This is a genomic window from Streptomyces flaveolus (assembly GCF_014648815.1).
GTDB classification, from domain to species: Bacteria; Actinomycetota; Actinomycetes; order Streptomycetales; family Streptomycetaceae; genus Streptomyces; species Streptomyces flaveolus.
Window position 1 is genome coordinate 206,669 of the sequence record NZ_BMRV01000012.1, and the last position, 22,419, is coordinate 229,087.

A 22,419-nucleotide genomic window follows, 5' to 3' on the forward strand; every position below is an offset into this window, starting at 1 on the left:
GAGGCGCTTAGTAATGGGCACCACATCGCGTGTCGCACGTCGGGGACGCAGGGCGGCCGCACCCCCCATCCCACGGAGAAGATCATGACCACCGGCTCCTCATCATCCCGTACGACCGAATACGCCATATCCGCCGTGGACCTGCCGGCCGCGGAGACGACCACGGCCACGGGCACGCACACGATCCGGCCCGGAATCGCGCAGGCCGCCGCGGAGGCCGCCACCGTCCGGCCCTCGGCCGCCCGCTCGCCCGTCCCACGGGGACCCGTCCCGAGGGAACCCACCCCGCGGGAGCGGACGTTCCAGGCGGCCGACGCCCACCGGGCGGCCCCCTACGAACCGGTCCCCGAACCGGACGACGAGGACCTCTTCACGGACGAGGACCTCTTCGGCGACGAACCGGTCGGCGACGAACCCGCCCGCCGTGAACACGAGCCCGCCGTCCACGAACCGTTCGCCGGTGAACCCTTCGCCCGTGAACCCGTCGCCCCCGACGACGCGTCGCGGTCGTACGGCGACCCCGTCGGGGACCTGGTGCGCGCCGCCGTTGCCGACCGGCCGCTGGAAGAGGTCGTCGACCTGATCGCGATGCTGGAGCAGTCCCCCCAGTACGCGCAGGCCACGGGCGACGCGCTCCGCGCGGTGGGCGTCAACCGGTCCGTGGAGGACGTCACCCGGCTGGCGGGCCTGCTGACCCGGCCGCCCCGCCGTCCGGACAGCGCGGACGAGGCGATCCGCGCCGCGGCGGCGCACCGCTCGGTGGAGGACGTGACCCGGCTGATGGCCCTGCTGCACCGCACCCCCCTGGAGCCGCACTGCGGTCAGGAGGCCGTACGGGCCGCCGCCACCGGCCGTCCGGTGGAGGAACTGGTCGAACTGATCGGCCGGCTCGCCGAGGAACAGCGGGTGCACGCCGACCGGCCGGACCCCCGGCTCGCGCAGCCCGTCCAGGAGGACCCGTACGCGCATGAGGCGGCGGCGCCCGCCGAAGCGCCGGCGCCCGCAGGAGCCGGTCCCCGCGGCCGCGAACGACGCCGCGGGCTGCGCCCGGCCCGGCGGGACCGGACCCGGACCCGGGACCACGCGCCGCGTGACCGCGGCCGAGACCGCGGTCCCGCGGCACGGCGGGCCGCCCGGCGGGCGCTGTGGCCGACGTGGCTCACCGTCCTCGCACTCGCCGGCTGCGGCGTGGCCTACTTCCCGCTGCACCAGAACGACGCGACCGTCCGCGGCTACGCCTTCGCCCTCGGCTTCTCGGCGCTCTGCCTGGTCGTCGCGCTGGTCCTGACCGTGCGCGCGGCCGTGCCGGTGCTCGCCGTGGCGGTCGTGCTGCCCGCGGCGCTCGCCGCGGCCAAGCTGTACGGCACCACCGCCCCCTCGGTGGAGATGTCCCGCACCGTCGACCTCACCCTCGCGCCCGTCTGGGTCGCCGTGGGGGTCGCCGTACTGGCGTCACTGGTCGCACTGACGGCACTGTGCGCACGGGTCGCCTCGCAGGCACCCGCCAGGAGCAGGCCGGCCCGCCCGGTCGCCCGGGCACGCCGCGTCGCGGACTGATCGCCGACCCGGCCCACCGTGGTCCCGCCGGACGCCCGGCGGGACCACGGTGGGCCGCCGTCATACCCCCAGCATGCCCGCGGGGTGCTCGTGCTCGAGCAGTCCGGAGAGCACCCGGTCCGGGGTGAGCGGGAGTTCGCGGAAGCGGATGCCGGTGGCGTGGTGGACCGCGTTGCCGACCGCCGCGGCCGAACCGACGATGCCGATCTCGCCGATCCCCTTGCTGCCCATCGGGTTGAGGTGGGCGTCGTCCTCGTCCACCCAGTACGCCTCCAGGGACGCGACGTCGGCGTGCGCGGGCACGTGGTACGACGCGAGGTCGGACTCGGTGAAGTCGCCGAACGCCGGGTCCACCGTGCTGTCCTCGGTGAGCGCCATGCCCAGGCCCATCGTCATCCCGCCGATGAACTGCGACCGCGCCGTACGGGCGTTGAGGATGTGCCCGGCGGCGAAGACGCCCAGCATCCGCCGCACCCGCACCTCCCCGGTGACCGTGTCGACGGTGACCTCGGCGAAGTGCGCCCCGAACGCGTGCCGCGCGTACGGGGTCTCGGCGTCGGCGGTGCCGGTGGTGTCGGCCTCGGCCACGATGCCCTCGTCGGGCAGCGGACCGACGGGACCGGCCAGACGTTCGGCCAGCCGTGCGCACGCCTCGTGCACGGCCCAGCCCCAGGAGGCGGTTCCGGACGAGCCGCCCGCCATCGGCGCGAAGCCGAAGTCGCTGTTCGCCACCTCGATGCGGATCCGCTCCAGGGGCACACCGAGCGCGTCGGCCGCGATCTGCGCGCACACCGTCCGGGCTCCGGTGCCGATGTCCGTGGCGTTGACCCGCACCAGGAAGCCGCCGTCGGGCAGCGCCCGGGCCGACGCGCGGCAGGGCGAGGCCATCACCGGATACGTGGCGGCGGCCACCCCGCTGCCCACCAGCAGAGGCCCCTCGGCACGCGATCCCGGTCGCGGATCACGCTCCGCCCAGCCGAACCGGCGCGCGCCCTCGCGCAGACACTCCACGAGGTGCCGGCTGCTGAAGGGCCTGCCGCTGTCGGGCTCGGTCTCCGGCTCGTTGCGGATCCGCAGCTCCACCGGGTCGACGCCGATCCGGACGGCGAGCTCGTCCATCGCGGACTCCAGCGCGTACATGCCGGGGCACTCGCCCGGGGCGCGCATCCAGGACGGCGTGGGCACGTCCAGGGGCACCACGCGGTGGAGCGTGTGCAGGGCGGGAGTGCCGTACATGACGCGCGCGGGGACCGCCGCCTGCTCCACGAACTCCTTCACCCGCGAGGTGTGCGTGGTCACCTCGTGGGAGAGCGACGTCAGCCGCCCGTCGGCCTCGGCGCCGAGGCGCAGCCGGTGCAGGGTCGGCGCGCGGTGGCCTACGACGGCGGGCAGGTAGCGGCGCGGCAGCGCGACGGTGACCGGCCGGCCGGTGTGCATCGCCGCCATCACGGCCAGGACCACGTCGGGGCGCGGGGTGCCCTTGGACCCGAAACCTCCGCCCACGTGCTCGGCGAGGACCGTGACCCGGTCCTCGGTCAGCCCGAACAGCCGGGCGAGTTCCTTCCGCACGGCGGTGCTGCCCTGGCTGGAGGAGTGCACGGTCAGCCGCTCGCCGTCCCACACCGCGGTGCTGCTGTGCGGCTCCATGGGGTGGTTGTGCAGCGGCGGTACCTCGTACGCGACGTCGACCCGGACCGGCGAGGACGCGAAGGCGCCCTCGGCGTCGCCGTGCTCGGTGACGGCCGGGAAGCCTCCGTTGGCCGTCTCGGGGACGTAGGCATCGGGGTGGTCCGCGGTGAGCGTCACGTCATGGCTCTCCGCCTCGTAGGTGACGCGGACGGCGGCGGCACCCGCCCGGGCCGCCTCCAGCGTCTCGCCCACCACCAGGCCCACGAACCAGCCCCGGTGCGGCACGCGCGGGCTCTGCAGCAGGGCTAGCGTCGGGTCGTCGGGCTCTCCCAGCCGGGGTGCGTTCTCGTGCGTGAGCACCGCGAGCACGCCGGGCAGCGCGAGCGCGGGCGCGACGTCCACACCGGTCACCCGGCCGCGCGCGACCGCCGCCGGCACGGGCCACGCCTGGACGCGGCCGGGGAAGTCGTACTCGGCGGCGTACCGGGCGGTGCCGGTGACCTTCTCCCGCCCCTCCCGGCGCTCGGCGGGAGCGCCCAGGACGGTCTCGGTGCCGGTCATGGAGTCCTCCTCGTCGACGCCGGTGTCAGGTGGTGGCCGGCGGCGCCAGCCGGCCCAGTACGTCCAGGGCGAGCCGGCGGGTCAGCGGCACCTTGTAGGCGTTGTCCCGCAGCGGCTCGGCCGCCTCCAGCTCCAGGTCGACGGCGTGCTCGAACGCGGCCGTCGTGGGCGCCGCGCCGAGCAGCGCCTCCTCGGCCCGCCGGGCCCGCCAGGGACGGTGCGCGAGCGCGCCGAAGGCGATGCCGGCCCGGTCCACCACGCCGTCCGCCAGGTGCAGCACGACGGCGACGGAGGCCAGCGCGAAGGCGTACGACGCCCGGTCCCGGGCCTTGCGGTACGCCGACGGCAGCCCGGCCGTGGCGGCCGGCAGGACCACACCGGTGATCAGCTCGCCGGGGCGGATCTCGGTGTCCCGCTCGGGGTGCTCGCCGGGCAGCCGGTGGAACTCGGCGGCGGGCACGCTCCGGGCGCCCTCCGTGCCGTACAGCTCCACGCGGGCGTCGAGGGCGGCCAGCGCCACCGCCATGTCCGAGGGATGGGTGGCGATGCACAGCGCGGACTGCCCGAGCACCGCGTGGTCGCGGTGCACCCCCTCCAGCGCGCCGCAGCCGGTGCCGGGTTCGCGCTTGTTGCAGGGCTTGGACAGGTCCTGGAAGTAGGGGCAGCGGGTGCGTTGCAGCAGGTTGCCGCCGGTCGTCGCCGCGTTGCGCAGCTGCCCCGAGGCACCCGCCAGCAGGGCCTGGGACAGCGCGGGGTAGCGGTCGCGGACGGCCGGATGGGCGGCGAGGTCGCTGTTGCGCACCATCGCGCCGACGCGCAGCGAACCGTCGGGCAGCTCCTCCACCGCGTCCAGCGGCAGCCGGGTGACGTCGACGAGCGCGGCGGGCGTCTCGACGCCGAGCTTCATCAGGTCGACCAGGTTGGTGCCCCCGCCGAGGTAGCGGGCGCCGGGGTGGGTGGCGAACGCGTCGGTGGCCTCCTCGACGCTGCCCGCCCGTACGTAGGCGAAGGGCTTCACGGGATCACGTCCTCGACCGCGTCGGCGATGCGCGGATACGCCCCGCACCGGCACAGGTTGCCGCTGAGCCGCTCCCGGATCTCGTCCCGGTCCAGCGGCACGGGCTCGCCGGAGGGCGTCGCCGGGTCCGTGACGTGGGAGGGGTGACCCGCCTCGGCCTCGGCGAGCGCGCCGACCGCGGAGCAGATCTGGCCCGGGGTGCAGTAACCGCACTGGAAGGCGTCGCGCTCCAGGAACGCGCGCTGCAGCGGGTGCAGCTCCTCGCCGTCCCCGGCGAGGCCCTCGACGGTGGTGACCTCACAGCCGTCCAGGGCGACGGCCAGCTGCAGGCAGCTGTTGACGCGCCGGCCGTCCACCAGGACCGTGCAGGCGCCGCACTGCCCGTGGTCGCAGCCCTTCTTGGCGCCCGCGAGCCCGAGGTCCTCCCGCAGGAGGTCCAGCAGGACGCGACGGTGGTCGACGGTGAGGGTGTGGGGTTTGCCGTTGACCCGCAGGGTGGTGTCCGAGTGGGATGACCCGGACGTGCGGGAAGCGGGGGAGGCGCTCCGGTGCTGGCTGTCCATGGCGTCGCTGACCTTCCGGGACGGGCCGTGCTGCTGTGCAGACCGCGTATCCACGTCACGCCGACTGACACGTGAGGGTCTCCTCAGTCGGTGGCGGCCCGCCGCCGGACACGGCCTAGGGTGGCGCCATGACCACGGAACACGAGGACCGTACGGAACCGGACCCGGCCCGCGTCGTGCGCGAGGCGTACGGGGCGTTGGCGGAGGTCGTCCGCCCCCTCGGGGACGAGGAGTCGTGGCTGCCGACCGACTGTGCCGGATGGGCGGTACGCGATCTGGTGTTCCACCTGCTCGGGGACGCCCAGCGGGCCCTGGTGGCGCTGCACACCCCCGCCGGGGAACAGCCCGACCGGGACGCCGTCACCTACTGGCGGGACTGGGCGCCCGACCCCGTCGGCGCGGCCCACGGACGGCGCTGGAACCGGGTCGCGGCGAGCATGTTCCTCGGCTTCGGGCAGATGAAGGAGTCGTACCTGGAGACGGCGGCGGCCACCGTGACGGCCGCGGCGACGGCCGAGCCCGACCGCCGGGTGCGCACCCAGGGGCACGTGCTGACCGCCGGAGACCTGCTGACGACCCTCGGCGTCGAGGCGACCGTCCACCACCTCGACCTGACCGTCGCACTGGCCGCCGCGCCCGGGCCGTCACCGGCGGGGCTGACCGCGGTCCGCGCCACCCTCGACGGTCTCCTGGGCCGCCCGGTCCCGCTGGACTGGAGCGACGAACACTACGCCCGCGCCGCCACCGGACGCGCCGGACTCACCGAGGACGAACGGCAGGCCCTGGGAGCCGACGCGAAGCGCTTCCCGCTGTTCAGCTGAGCCGCGCCGGCCACCGGCGGTCGTCAGGCGCCGCTCCCGGCCGACGGCGGGGTCTCCCGGCCACCGGCCTCGGAGCGCGATGCCCGGCCCGCGCTCCTGAACCGTTCCAGCGTGCGGGTCAGCCCGCGCAGCGGGGAGGGCGCCGGCGCCTCGGACGGCAGAGCCACGGCCGGGGCCGGACCGGCGGTCTCCCGGTACGCGGCCAGCGCCTCGGCGGCGCGTTCGGCCGCCTCCCGGTACAGGTCGCGGGACTGCGTCATGGCCTCCAGCGCCTCGGCGTACATGGCCACCAGCTTGCGCTCGCGGGCCAGTTCCTCCTCCAGGGTCAGCAGCCGCCAGTCCTCCCGCAGCGCCCTGAGTGCCTCCTCGGCGCCGTCCACGAGCGGCCGGGGCAGCGCCGCGAAGGCCGTCACCGCCGCGATGAGGTCGACGGGCTCGGTGCCGTCGAGGAAGACGCTGCGGACGGAGAAGTCCTGGGCGTCGTAGCCGGCCGGGGCCGGTGTGCCGGGCAGGATCACCGCGCCTCCGCGCGGCACCTGGACGCCGAAGTCCTCCAGCGCCCAGTTGACGACCCGCAGCTGCTGCGGCGCCGCGCGGTGCTCGACCACGCGGTGGCGCAGACTCGCGGGCAGCCGCTCCGCCAGCGGCACCCGGCCGCGGTGATCGGGCGTCATCGCCTCGTGCACGACGACGTGGATGTTCCACGCCCCGCGCCCGGCCTCCTTGATCAGCCGCCGTACGGCCTTGTCGTCGTCCGGCAGGGTGTTGATCCCCCGCAGCCGCAGACCGGTGGCGATGTCGCGGTCCCAGGTGACATCCGGGTCGTCGGGCCAGAACATGGCGGCGGGCGACGGCCATGCGGGGTCCCAGGCCTCCTCCGCCTCCGCGAGCAGGGTCCACTCCTGCCCGCCCGCCGAGCCGGGCTCCAGCGTCAGCCGGGCACGCACGGTGACGGTGCCGCCGGCCTTCCAGCGCGCTTCGAAGACGTGCACGCCGGGCGCGCCGTCCTCGGCCGGGTCGTCGGGCAGCTCCTGGAAGTCGTCGAGGACGTGGCTGTCCTTGAGCCGTCGCAGGGTGCGCCGGACGGTGTCCTCCGCGGCGGATCCGACGTGGCGGCCGCGAGCCGGCCACACCGTGGGGGGAGTCGTGGGGCGGGCGCTGGGAGAGGTCGGCATGAGTCCATCTGTGTGGCGGGGATACGGGCGAAAGGCCAGTATCTCGCCGCAGGCCGCCGGAGATCACCCGGGGTCCGCCGACCGGGCGTGCCGCGCCTCGCGCCCGGCCCGGTCCGCCGGGGCAGGAGGCGGGTCGTGGGCGAGGCTGGGCGAGACGGCGGAAGACCTCACGACACGACAGGGAGCGACCCGATGAACATCGACCTCGGCGGGCGGACCGCGCTGGTGACCGGCTCTTCGCAGGGCATCGGAGCGGCGATCGCCGCCCAGCTGGCCCGGGCCGGCGCCACGGTGGGCGTCAACGGACGCGACGCCGCCCGACTGGCGGAGAGCGTCGGCGAGCTGAGGGCCGCCGTGCCCGACGGCGAGTTCGTCCCCGTCGACGCCGACCTCGGCACCGAGGAGGGCGCGGACCGGGCCGTCCGGACGCTGCCCGACGTAGACATCCTGGTCAACAACCTCGGCATCTTCGGCGCCGTACCCGCGCTGGATATCAGCGACGACGAGTGGCGCCGCTACTTCGAGATCAACGTCCTCGCGGGCGTCAGGCTGACGCGCGCCCATCTCCCCCGAATGAGGGAACGGGGCTGGGGCCGGGTGCTGTACATCGCGAGTGACTCGGCCGTGGTCATCCCGGCCGAGATGATCCACTACGGGGTCTCCAAGACGGCCCTGCTGGCGGTGGGCCGCGGCTTCGCCAAGGAGGCGGCCGGCAGCGGTGTCACGGTGAACTCCGTCATCGCCGGACCCACCCGTACCGAAGGCGTCGAGGACTTCGTGTACCAGCTGGTCGACCGCGACCTGCCCTGGGAGGAGGCGCAGCGCGTCTTCATGCGCGAACACCGTCCGCAGTCGCTGCTCCAGCGGCTGATCGAGCCGGAGGAGATCGCCAACCTCGTGGTCTACCTCAGCTCGGAGCAGGCGTCCGCCACGACCGGCGCGGCGGTGCGCGTCGACGGGGGATACGTCGACTCGATCCTCCCGTAGGCGGCGCCCCGGGGGCCGACCTGGTCACCGCCTCTCGTTCCTCCGGGGCGCCCGGGTCTCGCGTCCGCCGACCACGTCCGTGACGCCGGCCTCCTCGGCCGTGTCGTCACCGGGGCGCGGCGTGCTCCGGCCGCCGGGCTGCCCGCCGCCCGTGGCGCCGTAGCCGCCCGGCACGCCGGGCACGCTGTCGGCGTCGGCCTGCTCACGGCTGATGCGCCGGGTGGCCCGCACATTGGCGTGCCGCTCCGGATACGGATACGCGAAGGGCCGGGCCGCGGCGCGCTCCTCCTCGGTCCGCTCGGCCCGGCCCGTGTCCTGCGGTTCTCGGCGTTCCTGGGGTTCTGGAGTCCTGCCGTCAGTCATGGCGTCCGCGTACCCCTGAGGCACGGGGCCATGTGGCGTCACTCGTCCGGTGACGCCGCGCGCCGCCGGTCCCCGGCGTCCCAGGCCCGCGTGTCGCGGGGCTCGACGTACGGCTCGTCCTCGGGCGGATGGCCGCCGTCGATGACGCGCTGCCGGGCCAGTTCGGCGTCGAACTCCAGGCCGAGGAGGATCGCCAGGTTCGTCACCCACAGCCAGATCAGGAAGACGATGACGCCCGCCAGCGTGCCGTACGTCTTGTTGTACGAGCCGAAGTTCGCCACGTAGAAGGCGAACCCGGCGGATGCCACCAGCCAGACCAGCAGGGCGATGACGCTGCCCGGCGTGATCCACTTGAAGCCCTGCGGGCGGGCGTTCGGGGTGGCCCAGTACAGGATCGCGATCATGATCGTGACGAGCAGCACCAGGACGGGCCACTTGGCGATGGACCACACGGTCAGCGCGGTGTCGCCGACGCCGAGCGCGGTGCCCGCCTGCCGGGCCAGACTGCCGGTGAACACCACGATGAGCGCGCTGACCACGGCGAGCACCAGCAGCACCACGGTCAGGGCCACCCGCAGCGGCAGCACCTTCCACACCGGCCGTCCCTCCGGCACGTCGTAGACCGCGTTGGCCGCGCGGATGAACGCGGCCACGTAGCCGGACGCCGACCAGACGGCACCGAGCAGACCGACCACCGCCAGTACGGAACCCAGGCCGGCCTTGGACTGCAGCTGCTTCACGGCGTTGGTAATGACGTCCCGCGCGGACCCGGGGGCGAGTTTCTGGATGTTGTCCAGGACCTCCTGGGTGGCGGACTGCCCGGCGATCCCGAGCAGCGAGACCAGCACCAGCAGAGCGGGGAACAGCGAGAGGATCCCGTAGTAGGTCAGGGCGGCGGCGCGGTCGGTGAGCTCGTCGTCCTTGAACTCGGACAGGACGCGCCGCAGCAGCGCCGACCACGAGCGCCTCGGCAGCTGGGTGGGGGAGTCGGGAGCGGCCTGCTCGGTGGAGGCGCCCGGACCGTAGTCCTCGGGCGCCTTGCCGTCAGCCGTGCGGTCCTGCTCCGGTGTGTGCTTCCCGTCGTGGGGAGAGGGCTGTTCTGCCATGTCCGCCGGGTTGCCAGTCCCGGCGTGTCCACGCCTGTGCGCCCGCGTTCGCGCCGGTGCGCCGGTGCCCGCACCGGGTGTGCGGCGCGCACCCGAGGTGGCGCCGCTCACTCGTGGCGGAGGGCTCCGGGCCGCCCGCACCATGGTCCGCGCGGACAGGTCCCGCCCACCATCCGCACCGGGGCGCGGGCCTGCCCGCGCCCCTCCTTCCCGGGCCGAAACGTCGCAGTATGCCGCACCGGGGGCACGTTCCTCTGGAAAATGCCAAAGCCCTCACCGGATGCGTGCACCTTCCGTAGTCTCGGCGTCACGTTCGCGGTACAGCCGTGCAGGGGGAGGGGATCCGGCGTGCCCGGAATCGACGAGAGTCTGCTGGAAGCCATGCGACTGCCCGGCGCCCGGGGCGCTTCGCTGGTCGACTGGATCAGCGGACTCGCCCTCGGCGCGGTGGGTGAAGCGCCCGGCGGCGACCCGGAGGCGACGGCCGCGGAGACGGCCGAACTCGCCCGGCACGTCGCGGAGAGCGGCTCCCTGGCACCGGCCGGCGAGTCCGCCGTGCCGGAGCAGGATCCGCCGGTCGAGGACATGATCGTCACGACGGGGGACTCCTACCACCTGCTCAGGTTCGTCAGCACCCCCTTCGACAGCACCGTCTTCCTCCACCTCTGGCTGGACCGCAACGACGGAAACCTCGCCCTGGCCCGCATCCGGCTGGCCGAGATGGCGGACCGGCTGGTGCTCGGATGACCGCGGCGGCGACGGCGTGGACCGAGCACGGGACGACGTCCGAGGCGCTCGGCACCCTGGCGGCCGAAGGAGCGACCGGCGCCCTGTCGGGCGAGCGCGGCATCGTCTACCTCTCCGCGGGCCGCGTCGTACACGTGGAGTCGGCCCTCACCCCGGACCTCGGCGCGCTGCTCACCCGCAGCGGCGCCGTCCCGTCGGACGGCTGGTGGGAGGCGGTCGACCGGGGCGGCGCCCACCACCGGGTCGGACACCGGCTGGTGGACAGCGGCCGGCTCGCCGCCGGCGCCCTGGAGGTCTGCCACCTGGGCGCGCTCTTCGACGCCGCGTACTTCGTGCTCGCCCACGACACGCGCGCGCACCGCTTCCGGCCGGGTGCCCTGCACTGGCTCGGCGCGGTGCGGTCCGTGCCCGTGGACACCGTCGTGCGGGAGTCGCGACGCCGCCGCGACCTGCTGGAACGCATCTGGCCGGATCCCGACATCGACGTCGTGCCGCTCGCCCGTGTCCCCGGCGCCGGCACCGGCGACCTCCCGGCCCGGCGCGGCCGGACCCTGACCCAGGTCGACGGCGTGCGCACCGCCGCCGACATCGCTGCGTCCCTCGCCTGCCGCACCTACCACACCCTCGTCGAACTGCGCCGCCTGGCCGCCGACGGACTCGTCACCGCCGCCCCGAGCACGCCCCGGCCGGCCGCGACGGGCCAGGAGGCGTACCCGGCCGCCTGGGACGACCCGGACACGGCACTGCTGCGACGGCTTCGAGACGCCCTGGAGGCCCTGTGATCCGCGCGCGTCGCCAGCGTGCCGAAAGGAGACTGCTCATCATGGCCGTCGAGAGCGACGTCCTGGACGAACTGCACCGCCTGCGCAACCGCGTGCCCCAGCTGACCGGATCGCTCGCGGCCACCGTCGACGGGCTCGTGCTGGCCCACGACGCGCCGGGCACCGAACCCGAGGGCCTCGCCGCGCTCACCGCCGCCGCGCTCGGCGTCGCGCACCGCACGGCCGAGGCCACCGCACGCGGCGGCTTCCGCGAACTGCTGCTGCGCGGGGCCGACGGCTACGTCGCCACCTACGCGGCCGGACCGGCCGCCGTGCTCACCCTGCTCGCCGACGGCCGCGTCAACGTGGGACGGCTGCACCTGGAGGGCCGGCGCAGCGGCGCCCGCATCGGCGAACTCGTCGCCGCCCACATCGGTCACGACCGCACCCGCCCCGGCGACCGGGCGGTACCGGGCGAGCACGCCACGACGACGCCCGCCGACCCGGCGCGGCCGATCGGCACCCTGCCGGTGCGCACCCCGCAACGGCCCGCACACGAACCACGTCCCCAGGCCGGCGGCCACCGCCGGCCCACCTGACCCCCGGTCAGGTGTCCACCGATCACGTACGGAAGGAAACCCACGCATGGCCAACCTGGAGACCTCGCTCAAGGAATGCCTGAGCTCGATCGACGGAGCGACCGCCGCGGCGCTGGTCGACTACACCAGCGGCATGGCCCTCGGCACGCTGGGCGGCACCAAGGACTTCAACCTGGAGGTCGCCGCCGCCGGCAACACCGACGTCGTGCGGGCCAAACTGCGCACGATGGAACTGCTCGGTCTGAAGGAGGAGATCGAGGACATCCTGATCACCCTGAACACTCAGTACCACCTGATCCGCCTGCTCAAGGGCCGCGGTGGCAACGGGCTGTTCCTCTACCTCGTGCTCGACGGCAGCCGTGCCAACCTGGCGATGGCCCGGCACCAGCTGCGCCGCATCGAGAGCGAGCTGGAGGTCTGACACCCTTCGGCCCGACCGCACGACGGCACGGCACACGGGCGCGGCCCGGCGGGACACCCCGCCGGGCCGCGCCCGGGCCTCCACGCTCAGGCGCCGCTCTCCCTGAGCATGTCCTCGCGCTCGACGAGCTTCACGCGCTCGCGTCCCTGCGGCTCGCCCAGCGCCTTCTCCGCGGCGTCCAGGCGGTACCAGCCGTCCCACGTGGTGAAGCGGACGTTCCGCTCGGCCAGGTACGCGTCCACGGCCTCCGGGCTCGGAGAGGCGGGCGTGTGCAGGCGGCCGTGGGCGTAGTCGTCCAGCAGGTTGGACACCGTCTCGTTGGCGTCGCCCTTGGTGTGGCCGATCAGACCGACCGGGCCGCGCCGGATCCAGCCGGTGACGTACGTCGACTGCAGGTGCTCGCCGGACTCCTGGACGACGCGTCCGCCCTCGTCCGGGACCGTGCCGGAGTCGAGGTCCCAGGGCAGCTTGGGAAGCTGGTCGGACAGGTAGCCGACGGCCCGGTACACCGCCTGGACGTCCCAGTCCTTGAACTCGCCGGTGCCCTTGACGTTGCCGGTGCCGTCCAGCGCGGTGCGCTCGGTGCGCAGGCCGACGACCTTGCCGTCCTCGCCGAGGATCTCGGTGGGCGACTCGAAGAAGTGCAGGAACAGCTTGTGCGGACGGTCGCCGACGTCGCGGATCGCCCAGTTCTCCAGGGTCTTGGCGACCATGTCGGCCTGCTTGTTGCCCCGTCGGGTCGCGATCGAGCCGTCGTCGTAGTCGATGTCCTCGGGGTCGACGATGACCTCGATGGTGGGGGAGTGGTCCAGCTCCCGCAGCTCCATCGGGCTGAACTTCGCCTGCGCCGGGCCACGGCGGCCGAAGACGTGGATCTCCAGGGCCTTGTTGGCCTTGAGGCCCTCGTAGACGTTCGGCGGGATCTCGGTCGGCAGCAGCTCGTCGGCCGTCTTGGCGAGGACGCGGGCCACGTCGAGGGCGACGTTGCCGACGCCGAGGACGGCGACCTTCTCCGCCTCGAGGGGCCAGGTGCGCGGCACGTCCGGGTGGCCGTCGTACCAGGACACGAAGTCGGCGGCGCCGTAGGAGCCGTCGAGGTCGATGCCGGGTATGGACAGCGCCCGGTCGGCCGTGGCGCCCGTGGCGAAGATCACGCCGTCGTAGAACGTGCGCAGGTCGTCCAGGCTGATGTCCGTGGGGTAGTCCACGTTGCCGAAGAGACGGATCTGCGGCTTGTCGAGCACCTGGTGCAGGGCGGTGATGATGCCCTTGATCCGCGGGTGGTCGGGGGCGACGCCGTAGCGGATGAGCCCGAACGGGGCGGGCATGCGCTCGAAGATGTCGATGGACACGCCGGGGTCGGCGGCCACCTCGGACTTGAGCAGGGCGTCGGCGGCGTAGATCCCGGCCGGGCCGGATCCGACGATGGCTACCCGCAGGGGGCGGGGCATGTTCAGGTTCCCTTCGAGCGGCAACAGATCGACTCTCGGGGAAGCCTAAGCTAAGGCAAGCCTAAGTCGGTACGCGGGTCCGGTCTATGAGGCCATAAGGACGACTTATGGGATCTCATGGTTCGACTTTGTGGTCCGGGTTTGAGCCTCCGGTCGCGGGTGACGCAGGCGTGAGGCGCGGCGAACGCGTCCCACGTCCACCTCCTGAGGGGAGCACCCGTGCAGCGTCCGGACGAGCGCCCGGAACCGAACCGGTGGCGGGCCCTGTGGGTGACGCTGGTCGCCGGCTTCATGACCCTGCTGGACGTGACGATCGTCGCCGTCGCCCTGCCGTCCATGCAGCGGGAACTGCACGCCTCCGCGGCGTCCGTGCAGTGGGTCGTGTCCGGTTACGCCCTCGCGTTCGCCCTGACCCTGGTCACGGCCGGCCGGATCGGTGACGCCTTCGGCAGGCGCCGCGTGTTCCTCGTCGCCCTCGCCGCCTTCGTGGTGTGCAGCGCCGCGGCGGGGGCCGCACCCGGCATCGAGCTGCTGGTGACCGCCCGGCTGGCCCAGGGAATCGCCGCGGGCAGCCTCGCGCCGCAGAACTCGGCTCTGATCCAGCAGCTCTTCCGGGGCGCCGAACGCGGACGCGCCTTCGGCCTCTTCGGTGCCACCGTGGGTGTCTCCAGCGCCGTGGGTCCGGTCGTCGGCGGGGTGATCCTGGCCCTGGCCGGGCCCGAGGGCTGGCGGTGGATCTTCTACGTCAACGTGCCCGTGGGCGTGCTCGCGTTCCTGCTCGGCCTCCGCCTGCTGCCGCGGGTCGCGCCCGGCGGCCGGGGACGCCTGGACCCGGTGGGGGTCGTGCTCCTGGGGGCCGGGATCCTCGCCGTGATGCTGCCGCTGGTGCTCGCCGAGGCGGGCGGGGTGCGTCGCTCGTGGTGGCTGTTTCCGGCGGGGCTGCTGGTCCTGCTCGGATTCGCGGGATGGGAGCGCCGGGTCGCCCGTCGCGGCGGGGAACCGCTGCTGGACCCGGCCCTGCTCACCGAGACCCGCGGCTACGCCACCGGCGCGGGTCTGGCCGCCCTGTACTTCGTCGGGTTCAGCGGTGTGTGGCTCGTCTTCGCGCTCTTCTTCCAGAACGGCCTGGGCTTCTCGCCCCTGATGTCCGGACTGGCGGTGACCCCGTTCGCCGTGGGCTCCGCCACCGCGGCGGCCGTCGCCGGCCGGCTGGTGGAGCGGTTCGGACGGCTGCTGACCGTCTGGGGACTCGTCGCCGTCATGGCGGGACTCGGGACGACCACGCTGGTGCTGTGGCTCGCCCCCTCCGACCGCGCCGCCTGGTTCGCGGCCCCGGCACTGCTGGTGGGCGGGCTCGGCAGCGGCTGCGTGATCTCCCCGAACATCACCATGACGCTGCGGGACGTTCCCGTGCGGATGGCGGGCGCCGCCGGCGGCGCCCTCCAGACGGGCCAGCGTCTCGGCGGCGCCGTGGGCACCGCCGCACTGCCGGGACTGTTCTACCTGACGCTGAATGCCACCCACGACGACTACCACGAGGCCATGGCCCTGTCGGTGGGCTCCGGTGTCGCCGCCATGCTGTGCGCCCTGACCGTCGCCGTCGTCGACTGGCGCCGGGACCGCCACGGCAAGGCCGGCTGCCCGCCGGAGACGTCCCACAGCCACACCCACGCGGGGCACGGCTGAGAGACCGGCCTCCGCCGAACCGCCCCGGTCCGCTCAGCGGCGCTTGCCGAACTTCCGCAGCATCTCCTGCGCCTGCGCACGGCGGCGGGGGTCCGCGGCGGCGCGGCGCACCTGCTCCGCCGTCCGGCGGCCCTGCGGGCTGCGCGCGAACTCCTTGATCCGGTTCAGCATTCCGGCCATGACGTCCTCCGGGTCGACGAGTCTGTCCTCACGTACGTCGTGCTTGTACCCGCAGGGCCCGGGATCAGCCCGCGGGCCGATCCCGGGTTTGACGCCGCCGGAACGGGCGACCCGCAGGACACGACATCGCAAACGACGCCGTGAGGTGAGCACACGTGGCCGGCAACCAGAAGTCCAAGGCCAAGATGGAACAGGCCAAGGGGAAGGCGAAGGAGGCGGCGGGGCGTGCCGTCGGCAACGAGAGGATGACGGCCGAGGGCCGCGCCGAGCAGTCGAAGGGTGACGCACGCCAGGCCAAGGAGAAGGGCAAGGACGTGTTCCGGCACTGACGCCGGCGGCGGCGAAGCGGCACCACGCGGGCCGCGGAAGAGGGCGTACGGCCCCTTCCGCGGCCCGTCGCGGTGTCCGGCGGGATCAGCCGATGTGGTAGCTGTCGCCGTACACCCGCCAGTGCAGCGGCGGATCGAGGTCGAGGTTGCCCGCGCGCAGGAAGACGCGCTGGGCCGTGTCGACCCGGCTGGTGTCGCTGTGCGCCGCCTCCTGCCTCATCGCCCACACCCGCGCGTCGAGGAACGCGTGCAGGTAGGTCACCTCGTCGCCGCCGAGGGCCGGGGGCCGGGCGTGGCGCAGGGCCCGCTCGCGGATCGCGGGGAAGCCGGCGCGGTCGTCGCCGCCGCCGTGCATCACGATCGCGTCGTAGTAGGCGAACTGGCCGAGGGTCCTCAGACCGTCCTCGGTGGCCTGCCGGACGGCCGGGCCGAAGTACACGCGGTCACGTTCGTCGTCCTGTGCCCGGCAGAACTCCGGGTCACGGGCGGCCCGGTGCCAGTCCCCGGGAAAGTCCGGGTCGAGACCTCCGTGCGAGTCGGAGCCGTTCACCTCGCGCAGCGCCGGCAGGTGGCGCGCGAGCACGTTGCCCGGTCTGCGGTCGGTGTAGAGCTCCACCAGGTCGAGCATGTCGCCGGTGCCCGAGCAGAAGCCGATGATGCCCGCGGTGTAACCGCGGCCGTCCCCGATGTCCTCGATGTAGGCGTACTGGGCCTTCCAGTCGAGCGAGGAGTTCTCGGCGCTCGACACCAGGCGCATGGCGATCTCCTTCTTCGCCGGGTCGCCGAGCCCCGCCCGGCGCCCGGGCGCCGCACGTGACGGGCGCAGGAGAGGGAGCGCCGCCGCCGGCGACGCGGAGGTCAGGGCGAGCAGGGCGCGGCGCAGGACACCCCGGGGGCGCGCCGGATGGGGGGACGGGTGGTTCACGGATTCTCCTGGTGTTCGGACCGACGGACGACGCCCGGTCCCCTCAGGGCACCGGCTGCTCCGCCCAGATGACCTTGCCGTCCGGCGTGTAGCGGGTGCCCCACCGCTCGGCGAGCTGTGCCACGAGGAACAGTCCGCGCCCGCCCTCGTCGGTCATGGCCGCGTAGCGCAGGTGCGGTGAGGTGCTGCTGCTGTCGAAGACCTCGCATATCAGGCTGCGGTCCCGCAGCACCCGCACATGGACGGTCTCACCGCCGTACCGGATCGCGTTGGTGACCAGCTCGCTGAGGATCAGCTCCGTCGTGAACGCCAGCTCGTCCAGCCCCCACTCCGCCAGCCGCCGGGTGACCTGCGCCCGCACCTCGCCCACGGCGGCCGGGTCGGACGGCACCCGCCACTCGGCGACCCGGTCCGGGCCCAGCACGCGGGTCCGGGCGACGAGCAGGGCGATGTCGTCGCCCGGCCGGTCCGGGAGCCGGGCGTCGAGGACGGTCCGGCAGGTGTCCTCCGGCGACTCGCCCGAGACCTCCAGCGCCCTGCGCAGCTGTTCGAGACCGACGTCGATGTCGTGCTCCCGGTCCTCGACGAGCCCGTCGGTGTACAGCACGAGCCGACTGCCCTCGGGAAGGTGCAGCTCGGTCGTCTCGAACGGCAGACCGCCCAGGCCCAGCGGGGGACCGGCGGGCACCTCGGGGAACTCCACGCTGCCGTCCGGGCGGATCAGGGCGGGCGGCGGATGACCGGCCCGGGCGACCACACAGGTGCCGGCGACCGGGTCGTAGATCGCGTAGAGGCAGGTCGCGCCGGTGACCGGGGCGCTGCCGTCCTCGGCGGCCTCGTCCTGGTCGATCCGGGCGACCAGCTCGTCCAGCAGGGTGAGCAGCTCGTCGGGCGGCAGATCCAGCGCGGAGAAGTTGTGCACCGCGGTCCGCAGCCGGCCCATGGTGGCCGCGGCGTGCAGCCCGTGGCCGACGACGTCGCCCACCACGAGCGCGACTCTGGCCCCGGAGAGCGGCAGCACGTCGAACCAGTCGCCGCCCACCCCCGCCTGCGCGGGCAGATAGCGGTGGGCGACCTCCAGGGCGTTCTGCTCGGGCATCCTCCGGGGCAGCAGACTGCGCTGGAGCGTCACCGCCATGCCGTGCTCGCGTGTGTAGCGGCGCGCGTTGTCGATGGAGACCGCGGCACGCGCGACCAGCTCCTCGGCGAGCGCCAGCTCGTCCTCGTCGAACGGCTCGGGCCGCCGCGAACGCCAGAAGCCGACCACCCCGAGCACCAGGGCGCCCGCGCGCAGCGGCACGGTGATCAGCGAGTGGATGCCGTAGTCCACGATCTGCGCGGAACGTTCGAGGTCCTGCGCCTGCCAGCCCGGGGCCCGGCCGAGGTCCGGCTCCAGGACCGGGCGGCCGGTGGCCAGGGTCTGGCCCTGCGGGGAGGACGCCACGAAGCGGATCTGCCGGCCCACCGGGTAGAGCGGCGCGTCCCCGTCGACGCCGCTGAGCGCGGTGCGGCGCAGCGGGGTCACCGCCTCCGGCTGGCCGCCGCTCAGCACCGCGTCGAACAGGTCCACGGTGACGTAGTCCGCGAACCGGGGCGCGGCCAGCTCCGCCAGCTCCTCGGCGGTCCGGGTCACGTCCAGGCTGGTGCCGATGCCCACCCCGGCGTCGTACAGCATGTCCAGCCGCTCCCGGGCGGTCTCGGCACGGCCGGACAGGGCCCGCAGCTCCGTGGAGTCGCGCAGGGTGGCGACGCTGCCGGGCGGGCCGCCCCGCTCGTCCGTGGGCCGCAGGTTGATCGCGAGCAGCCGGTCCTTGACCAGGTGCACCTCGTCCGTGGCGAGCCGCCCGGAGTCCAGCAGCCGGGCCGTGTCGTCGGGCAGGCCGAGGTCCAGTACGTGCCGGCCCTCGGCGTCGGCGGGCAGGTCGAGCAGGCGGTGCGCCTCGTCGTTGGCGAGCAGCAGCCTGCCCTCCCCGCCGACGATGAGCACGCCCTCCCGGACGGAGTGCAGGACCGCGTCGTGGTGTTCGTACATCCGGGTCATCTCGTGCGGGCCCAGGCCGTGCGTCTGCCGCAGCAGCCGCCGGCTGACCAGCGCGGTGCCCGCGGTCGCCAGGGCGAGTCCGACGCCCGCGGCGATCAGTACCAGCGGCAGCTGACGGTCGGCGGCGCCGCCCACGTTCTCCGTCGTGATGCCGGCCGAGACCAGGCCGACGACCTTCCCGTCCGGTGCCTCGACCGGCACCACGGCCTGGACCAGCCGGCCTATGGTGCCGTCGATCTCCTCGGTGACGGTCTGCCCGGCCAGCGCGGGGGCGATGTTCCCCACGAACTTCTTGCCGATGCGGTCGGGGATCGGATGGGTGTAGCGGATCCCGTCGGTGTTCAGGACGACGATGAAGTCCACGCCCGTCGCCTCGCGCGCCGCCTCGGCCCGCGGCTGGAGCACCGCCGTGGGGTCGGGGCTGCGCAGCGCTTCGACGATGCCGGGGGAGTTCGCGAACGTCGAGGCCACGGCGACCGACCGGTTGCGGGCCTCCACCGTGCTGTCGTGCTGCACCTGGAGCACGAGCGAGACCGCCGCCACCACCACGAGCAGCAGCACGATGACCACGTTCAGCACGAAGACCTGTCCGGCGACACTGCGTCCGGACAGCGCCGACCGCAGAGCCGCGACTCGACCCCGCCGCCCCGCGGCCGCTGCCCGTCGTGACCGGTCCGCGTCGCGCTGGCGAGCGAGCGAACCGATGGGACGACGGGGCGACCGCTCTCCCGATCGACCCATCAGTCGGACCATGTGCCCATGTCTACACTGCCGGGCCGCCCGAGGCGAGGGGCACCCACAGGGACGGCGGCGTCCCGGACCCGGGGCCCGCCTCACCCGGGGCTCCCGGGCCGGGCCGGCGGGTGGCGAGCAGCGGGGCGCTGTCGTCGGGGCGGTCGGTGACGTGCCGGGCCGCCGCGGTGAGCCGGTCGGCCCGGCTCGCGAGCGCGCGGCCGCCGGGCCGTTCCACCCGTCCGTGGGTGCGGAGCGCGAGGACGGCACCGGGACCCAGCCGGAAGTCGGTCAGTGGGTGGAGGGCCTGCGGGGCCCCGCCCAGCACCACCCGGCCCGAAAGGTCCGGGACCCGGGTGCGCCCGTCCGGGTGGCGCACGATCGGCGGCGGATGCCGGCCACGGGCGGCACAGCCCCGTCCCGTGGCCGGGACCGGAGCCGGATGCAGCAGCAGTCCGCGAAACGGGAACTGCGGACGCAGGGCGGTCAGGACGCCGTACGTCCGCGTCGGGCAGGACGACCCGCACGCCGAGCCGGTAGCCGTCGGCGACGGGGATCGGAACGGCTCCCTCGCGGCCGGGGCGTCGACCAGCTTCGGATTCACCGTGGCGAAGAACGGCATCACCACCGCACCTGCCGTCGGCACCCGCACCGCCTCCTGAATCGCCCCCGGGGCCGTCAGGGCCGGACGTAGGGCCTGGTCATGATCTCCAGGTTGTGGCCGTCCGGATCGTCGAAGTAGGCGCCCCGGCCGCCGAACAGCCGGTTGATCCGGCCGGGTTCGGTGTGCCGGGGGTCGGCGTAGTAGGTGACGCCGACCGCGTCCAGGCGGGCGATCATGCCGTCGAACCGCTCCTCGGGCACGAGGAACGCGTAGTGCTGCGACTGGATCGGCTCGTCCCGCTTCTCGTAGTAGTCGAGGGTCACGCCGCTGCCGAGGTCGACGGGCAGGAACGGGCCGAACGGAGCGCCGACCTCCAGCCCGAGGATCGCGGCGAGGAACTCGGCGGACAGCCGCCGGTCCCGGGCGAGGACGGCGGTGTGGTTCAGCTGCACGGTCGTGACCGACGGCGCGGGGGCGTACGGGTACTGCTGATCGTCAGGCATGTCTCGGAGGTCTCCGGGTCTCGGGTTCGGTGGCGCGGCGCCCGCGGTACGGGCGTCCGGAACGAGGTCGCGGAGACGGGGGCGGGCCTCGGGCCCGCCGCGAGGTCATGCCGTGGCCGGGACCCTCACTCGTGTATGGCCCATGGCCGACCCGGCAGTCACCCGGCCGACGTTACCGACCGCCGTGGACCGGGGCAACGCCGTTTCCCTCGCCCCGCGGTGGTCGTCACCTGACCGGAACGGGGTGTGTCCGGCGGAAGTTGGGGCAAAGCCAGGGGCAGAGCCGGTTCGGTGCGTATCGTGAATCAGCGCGGGCCTTCGCTTCCACTCCTCGGCCCCGGACCGGACGGTGAGGCTCTGTATGACTCCGGCGCACAGACCCGATGCCGCGGATGCCCCTGCCGTGTCCACCGCGGTGGAGTTCAGGGGCGGATCGGCGATGATCCCGGCCTCGCGGGACGTCGTCCAGGGCTTCGTCGCGCGACTTGCCGAGGCCGGTGTGAAAACGGCCGACACCTTTCTGGACGCCGCCCGCCTGGTCGCCAGCGAACTGGTGACGAACGCGCTCCGGCACGCGCCCGGCCCCTGCCGGCTGGTGCTGACGCTGGTGGAGGACGCCGTGGAGATAGCGGTGTCCGACACGGGGGAGGGCTTCCCCACCTTCCTGCCGAGCGATCCGCTGCGCGTCGGCCGGCACGGCCTGGAGATCGTGACGCGCCTGTGCGACGAGGTCATCACCAAGCCGCACGCGACCGGCAAGACCGTCTCCGCGCGTCTGCCGCTGCGGTGACCCGCCCGCAGCGGCGGCCCGGGCACGCCGCTCTCAGCCGGCCAGGGCCCGGTCGACCGTGGGATAGCAGGGGATGAGCGTGTCCACCCCGACGAGCTGCAGGACCCGCAGGACGGCCTGCTGCGGCGCGGCCAGCCGGAAGGAGACGCCGCGGGAGCCGGCGGCCTGGTGCGCGGAGATCAGCACGTTGATGCCGCTGGAGTCCAGGAAGGCCACCTCCGAGAAGTCGACCACCGTGACCGGTGCCGTCTCCACGCAGGACAGCAGGACGTCGCGCAGCTGACTGCTGCCGTCGAGATCGACTTCTCCGGCGAGGGTGACGACGCTGACGTCCCCGCCCGTGGTGGTACGGGTGATCAGCAGCCGCTCGGGTACTGCCGCTCCCTCGATGTCCGCCACGCTTCCCTCACTTCTCGCATATGCCCGGCCGTCGTTGGTGGGATGATGTTAAGGCTCTTCGGGGGTCGTGTGTGCCACTTGTGCGGACCGGAAAGGGGCCCTGGGCGGGCCGCGGCGGCTCGACGCGCGCGATGGCCGTCCTCTGACTACGGTCGAGGTGTGGTGGCTCACACATTCGAAGAGCTCGTGCACAAGCGCCGCGCGGCGGACCAGGCACACCACCGGGTCGAGGAGCTGCGCGACTCGTACGGGCCTCCTACGCAGCAAGAGTGGACCCGACGGCAGTCGCAGACGTACGAGACCGCCGTACGGGCATGGCGCGACCTGGACCGGGACGCGCAGACCGCGATGACGGAGTACGGCAAGGAGGAGGGCCAGTCCCGGCACAAGCTCGAGGCGAAGGTCCGCAAGGCCGTCCAGGAAGGGCGCACGGGGACCTGACGCGGCTCATCGCCCGCCCCGGCCGCGGGC

At 73.9% G+C, this 22,419-nt stretch carries 24 protein-coding genes; 11 read left to right on the forward strand and 13 right to left on the reverse strand.

The window, feature by feature from the left end:
* Positions 1-84: 84 nt before the first annotated feature.
* Positions 85-1,557, forward strand: a complete 1,473-nt coding sequence (locus IEZ05_RS26130) for a hypothetical protein (protein WP_189232701.1) — start codon at positions 85-87, stop codon at positions 1,555-1,557.
* 60 nt (positions 1,558-1,617) lie between these two features.
* Here the strand turns inward: IEZ05_RS26130 and IEZ05_RS26135 are convergent, their stop codons facing one another.
* From IEZ05_RS26135 to IEZ05_RS26145, 3 genes are read right to left on the reverse strand one after another with little or no spacing between them, the layout of a single operon-like run.
* A complete protein-coding gene (locus IEZ05_RS26135) occupies positions 1,618-3,747 on the reverse strand; it encodes a xanthine dehydrogenase family protein molybdopterin-binding subunit (RefSeq protein WP_189232702.1) in 2,130 nt (709 codons plus the stop codon).
* A 25-nt stretch (positions 3,748-3,772) separates the two neighbouring features.
* A complete protein-coding gene (locus IEZ05_RS26140; RefSeq protein ID WP_189232703.1) occupies positions 3,773-4,765 on the reverse strand; it encodes an FAD binding domain-containing protein in 993 nt (330 codons plus the stop codon).
* Complete coding sequence (locus IEZ05_RS26145; protein ID WP_189232704.1) at positions 4,762-5,328, reverse strand: (2Fe-2S)-binding protein; 567 nt, start codon at positions 5,326-5,328, stop codon at positions 4,762-4,764. Before IEZ05_RS26145 ends, IEZ05_RS26140 begins: the two co-directional genes overlap by 4 nt.
* Positions 5,329-5,456: 128 nt before the next feature.
* Between IEZ05_RS26145 and IEZ05_RS26150 the strand changes: the two genes are divergently transcribed.
* Positions 5,457-6,149 carry a maleylpyruvate isomerase N-terminal domain-containing protein gene (locus IEZ05_RS26150; protein ID WP_189232705.1) on the forward strand — a complete coding sequence of 231 codons (693 nt, stop codon included), beginning with the start codon at positions 5,457-5,459 and terminating at the stop codon, positions 6,147-6,149.
* 23 nt (positions 6,150-6,172) lie between these two features.
* Here the strand turns inward: IEZ05_RS26150 and IEZ05_RS26155 are convergent, their stop codons facing one another.
* A complete protein-coding gene (locus tag IEZ05_RS26155; RefSeq protein ID WP_189232706.1) occupies positions 6,173-7,324 on the reverse strand; it encodes a hypothetical protein in 1,152 nt (383 codons plus the stop codon).
* A 192-nt stretch (positions 7,325-7,516) separates the two neighbouring features.
* Between IEZ05_RS26155 and IEZ05_RS26160 the strand changes: the two genes are divergently transcribed.
* Positions 7,517-8,311, forward strand: coding sequence for an SDR family NAD(P)-dependent oxidoreductase (locus tag IEZ05_RS26160; RefSeq protein WP_189232707.1), 795 nt, complete (start codon positions 7,517-7,519; stop codon positions 8,309-8,311).
* Positions 8,312-8,335: 24 nt separating this feature from the next.
* Here the strand turns inward: IEZ05_RS26160 and IEZ05_RS26165 are convergent, their stop codons facing one another.
* On the reverse strand, positions 8,336-8,674 hold the full coding sequence (locus tag IEZ05_RS26165) for a hypothetical protein (RefSeq protein ID WP_189232708.1): 339 nt from the start codon (positions 8,672-8,674) through the stop codon (positions 8,336-8,338).
* A 38-nt stretch (positions 8,675-8,712) separates the two neighbouring features.
* The gene (locus IEZ05_RS26170) at positions 8,713-9,780 is read right to left on the reverse strand and encodes a YihY/virulence factor BrkB family protein (RefSeq protein WP_189232709.1); all 1,068 of its coding nucleotides are present in this window, start codon (positions 9,778-9,780) and stop codon (positions 8,713-8,715) included.
* Between the two features lie 348 nt (positions 9,781-10,128).
* Here IEZ05_RS26170 and IEZ05_RS26175 point away from each other — a divergent pair, with 348 nt between their 5' ends.
* From IEZ05_RS26175 to IEZ05_RS26190, 4 genes are read left to right on the forward strand one after another with little or no spacing between them, the layout of a single operon-like run.
* The gene (locus tag IEZ05_RS26175) at positions 10,129-10,527 is read left to right on the forward strand and encodes a hypothetical protein (protein WP_189232710.1); all 399 of its coding nucleotides are present in this window, start codon (positions 10,129-10,131) and stop codon (positions 10,525-10,527) included.
* Positions 10,524-11,309 (forward strand): hypothetical protein, encoded by a 786-nt coding sequence (locus IEZ05_RS26180; RefSeq protein ID WP_189232711.1) that lies wholly within the window; start codon positions 10,524-10,526, stop codon positions 11,307-11,309. The genes IEZ05_RS26175 and IEZ05_RS26180 overlap by 4 nt, the downstream gene beginning before the upstream one ends.
* Positions 11,310-11,350: 41 nt before the next feature.
* Positions 11,351-11,887 carry a roadblock/LC7 domain-containing protein gene (locus tag IEZ05_RS26185; protein WP_189232712.1) on the forward strand — a complete coding sequence of 179 codons (537 nt, stop codon included), beginning with the start codon at positions 11,351-11,353 and terminating at the stop codon, positions 11,885-11,887.
* Between the two features lie 46 nt (positions 11,888-11,933).
* Positions 11,934-12,308 carry a roadblock/LC7 domain-containing protein gene (locus IEZ05_RS26190; protein ID WP_189232713.1) on the forward strand — a complete coding sequence of 125 codons (375 nt, stop codon included), beginning with the start codon at positions 11,934-11,936 and terminating at the stop codon, positions 12,306-12,308.
* Between the two features lie 86 nt (positions 12,309-12,394).
* On the opposite strand, the gene IEZ05_RS26195 is transcribed toward IEZ05_RS26190, so the two are convergent.
* On the reverse strand, positions 12,395-13,759 hold the full coding sequence (locus IEZ05_RS26195; RefSeq protein WP_189232714.1) for an FAD-dependent oxidoreductase: 1,365 nt from the start codon (positions 13,757-13,759) through the stop codon (positions 12,395-12,397).
* Between the two features lie 219 nt (positions 13,760-13,978).
* On the opposite strand from IEZ05_RS26195, the gene IEZ05_RS26200 reads away from it, so the two are divergent.
* Complete coding sequence (locus tag IEZ05_RS26200; protein WP_189232715.1) at positions 13,979-15,445, forward strand: MFS transporter; 1,467 nt, start codon at positions 13,979-13,981, stop codon at positions 15,443-15,445.
* Positions 15,446-15,478: 33 nt separating this feature from the next.
* Here IEZ05_RS26200 and IEZ05_RS26205 read toward each other — a convergent pair whose 3' ends face one another.
* A complete protein-coding gene (locus IEZ05_RS26205) occupies positions 15,479-15,625 on the reverse strand; it encodes a hypothetical protein (RefSeq protein WP_189232716.1) in 147 nt (48 codons plus the stop codon).
* Between the two features lie 155 nt (positions 15,626-15,780).
* Here IEZ05_RS26205 and IEZ05_RS26210 point away from each other — a divergent pair, with 155 nt between their 5' ends.
* The gene (locus tag IEZ05_RS26210; RefSeq protein ID WP_189232717.1) at positions 15,781-15,954 is read left to right on the forward strand and encodes a CsbD family protein; all 174 of its coding nucleotides are present in this window, start codon (positions 15,781-15,783) and stop codon (positions 15,952-15,954) included.
* A gap of 85 nt (positions 15,955-16,039) precedes the next feature.
* On the opposite strand, the gene IEZ05_RS26215 is transcribed toward IEZ05_RS26210, so the two are convergent.
* From IEZ05_RS26215 to IEZ05_RS26230, 4 genes are read right to left on the reverse strand one after another with little or no spacing between them, the layout of a single operon-like run.
* Positions 16,040-16,879 (reverse strand): chitosanase, encoded by an 840-nt coding sequence (locus IEZ05_RS26215; protein ID WP_189232718.1) that lies wholly within the window; start codon positions 16,877-16,879, stop codon positions 16,040-16,042.
* A 43-nt stretch (positions 16,880-16,922) separates the two neighbouring features.
* Positions 16,923-19,673, reverse strand: a complete 2,751-nt coding sequence (locus IEZ05_RS26220; RefSeq protein WP_189232719.1) for a SpoIIE family protein phosphatase — start codon at positions 19,671-19,673, stop codon at positions 16,923-16,925.
* 10 nt (positions 19,674-19,683) lie between these two features.
* Positions 19,684-20,298, reverse strand: a complete 615-nt coding sequence (locus IEZ05_RS26225) for a SpoIIE family protein phosphatase (RefSeq protein WP_373298854.1) — start codon at positions 20,296-20,298, stop codon at positions 19,684-19,686.
* Between the two features lie 32 nt (positions 20,299-20,330).
* Positions 20,331-20,759, reverse strand: coding sequence for a VOC family protein (locus IEZ05_RS26230; RefSeq protein ID WP_189232720.1), 429 nt, complete (start codon positions 20,757-20,759; stop codon positions 20,331-20,333).
* A gap of 403 nt (positions 20,760-21,162) precedes the next feature.
* Here IEZ05_RS26230 and IEZ05_RS26235 point away from each other — a divergent pair, with 403 nt between their 5' ends.
* Positions 21,163-21,549: an ATP-binding protein gene (locus IEZ05_RS26235; protein ID WP_229869859.1), complete on the forward strand. Its 387-nt coding sequence runs from the start codon at positions 21,163-21,165 to the stop codon at positions 21,547-21,549.
* A 33-nt stretch (positions 21,550-21,582) separates the two neighbouring features.
* Here the strand turns inward: IEZ05_RS26235 and IEZ05_RS26240 are convergent, their stop codons facing one another.
* Positions 21,583-21,948: an STAS domain-containing protein gene (locus IEZ05_RS26240; RefSeq protein ID WP_189232722.1), complete on the reverse strand. Its 366-nt coding sequence runs from the start codon at positions 21,946-21,948 to the stop codon at positions 21,583-21,585.
* A 162-nt stretch (positions 21,949-22,110) separates the two neighbouring features.
* Here IEZ05_RS26240 and IEZ05_RS26245 point away from each other — a divergent pair, with 162 nt between their 5' ends.
* Entirely contained in the window at positions 22,111-22,389 is a 279-nt protein-coding gene (locus IEZ05_RS26245; RefSeq protein ID WP_189232787.1) for a hypothetical protein, read from the forward strand.
* The last annotated feature ends 30 nt before the right edge of the window (positions 22,390-22,419 follow it).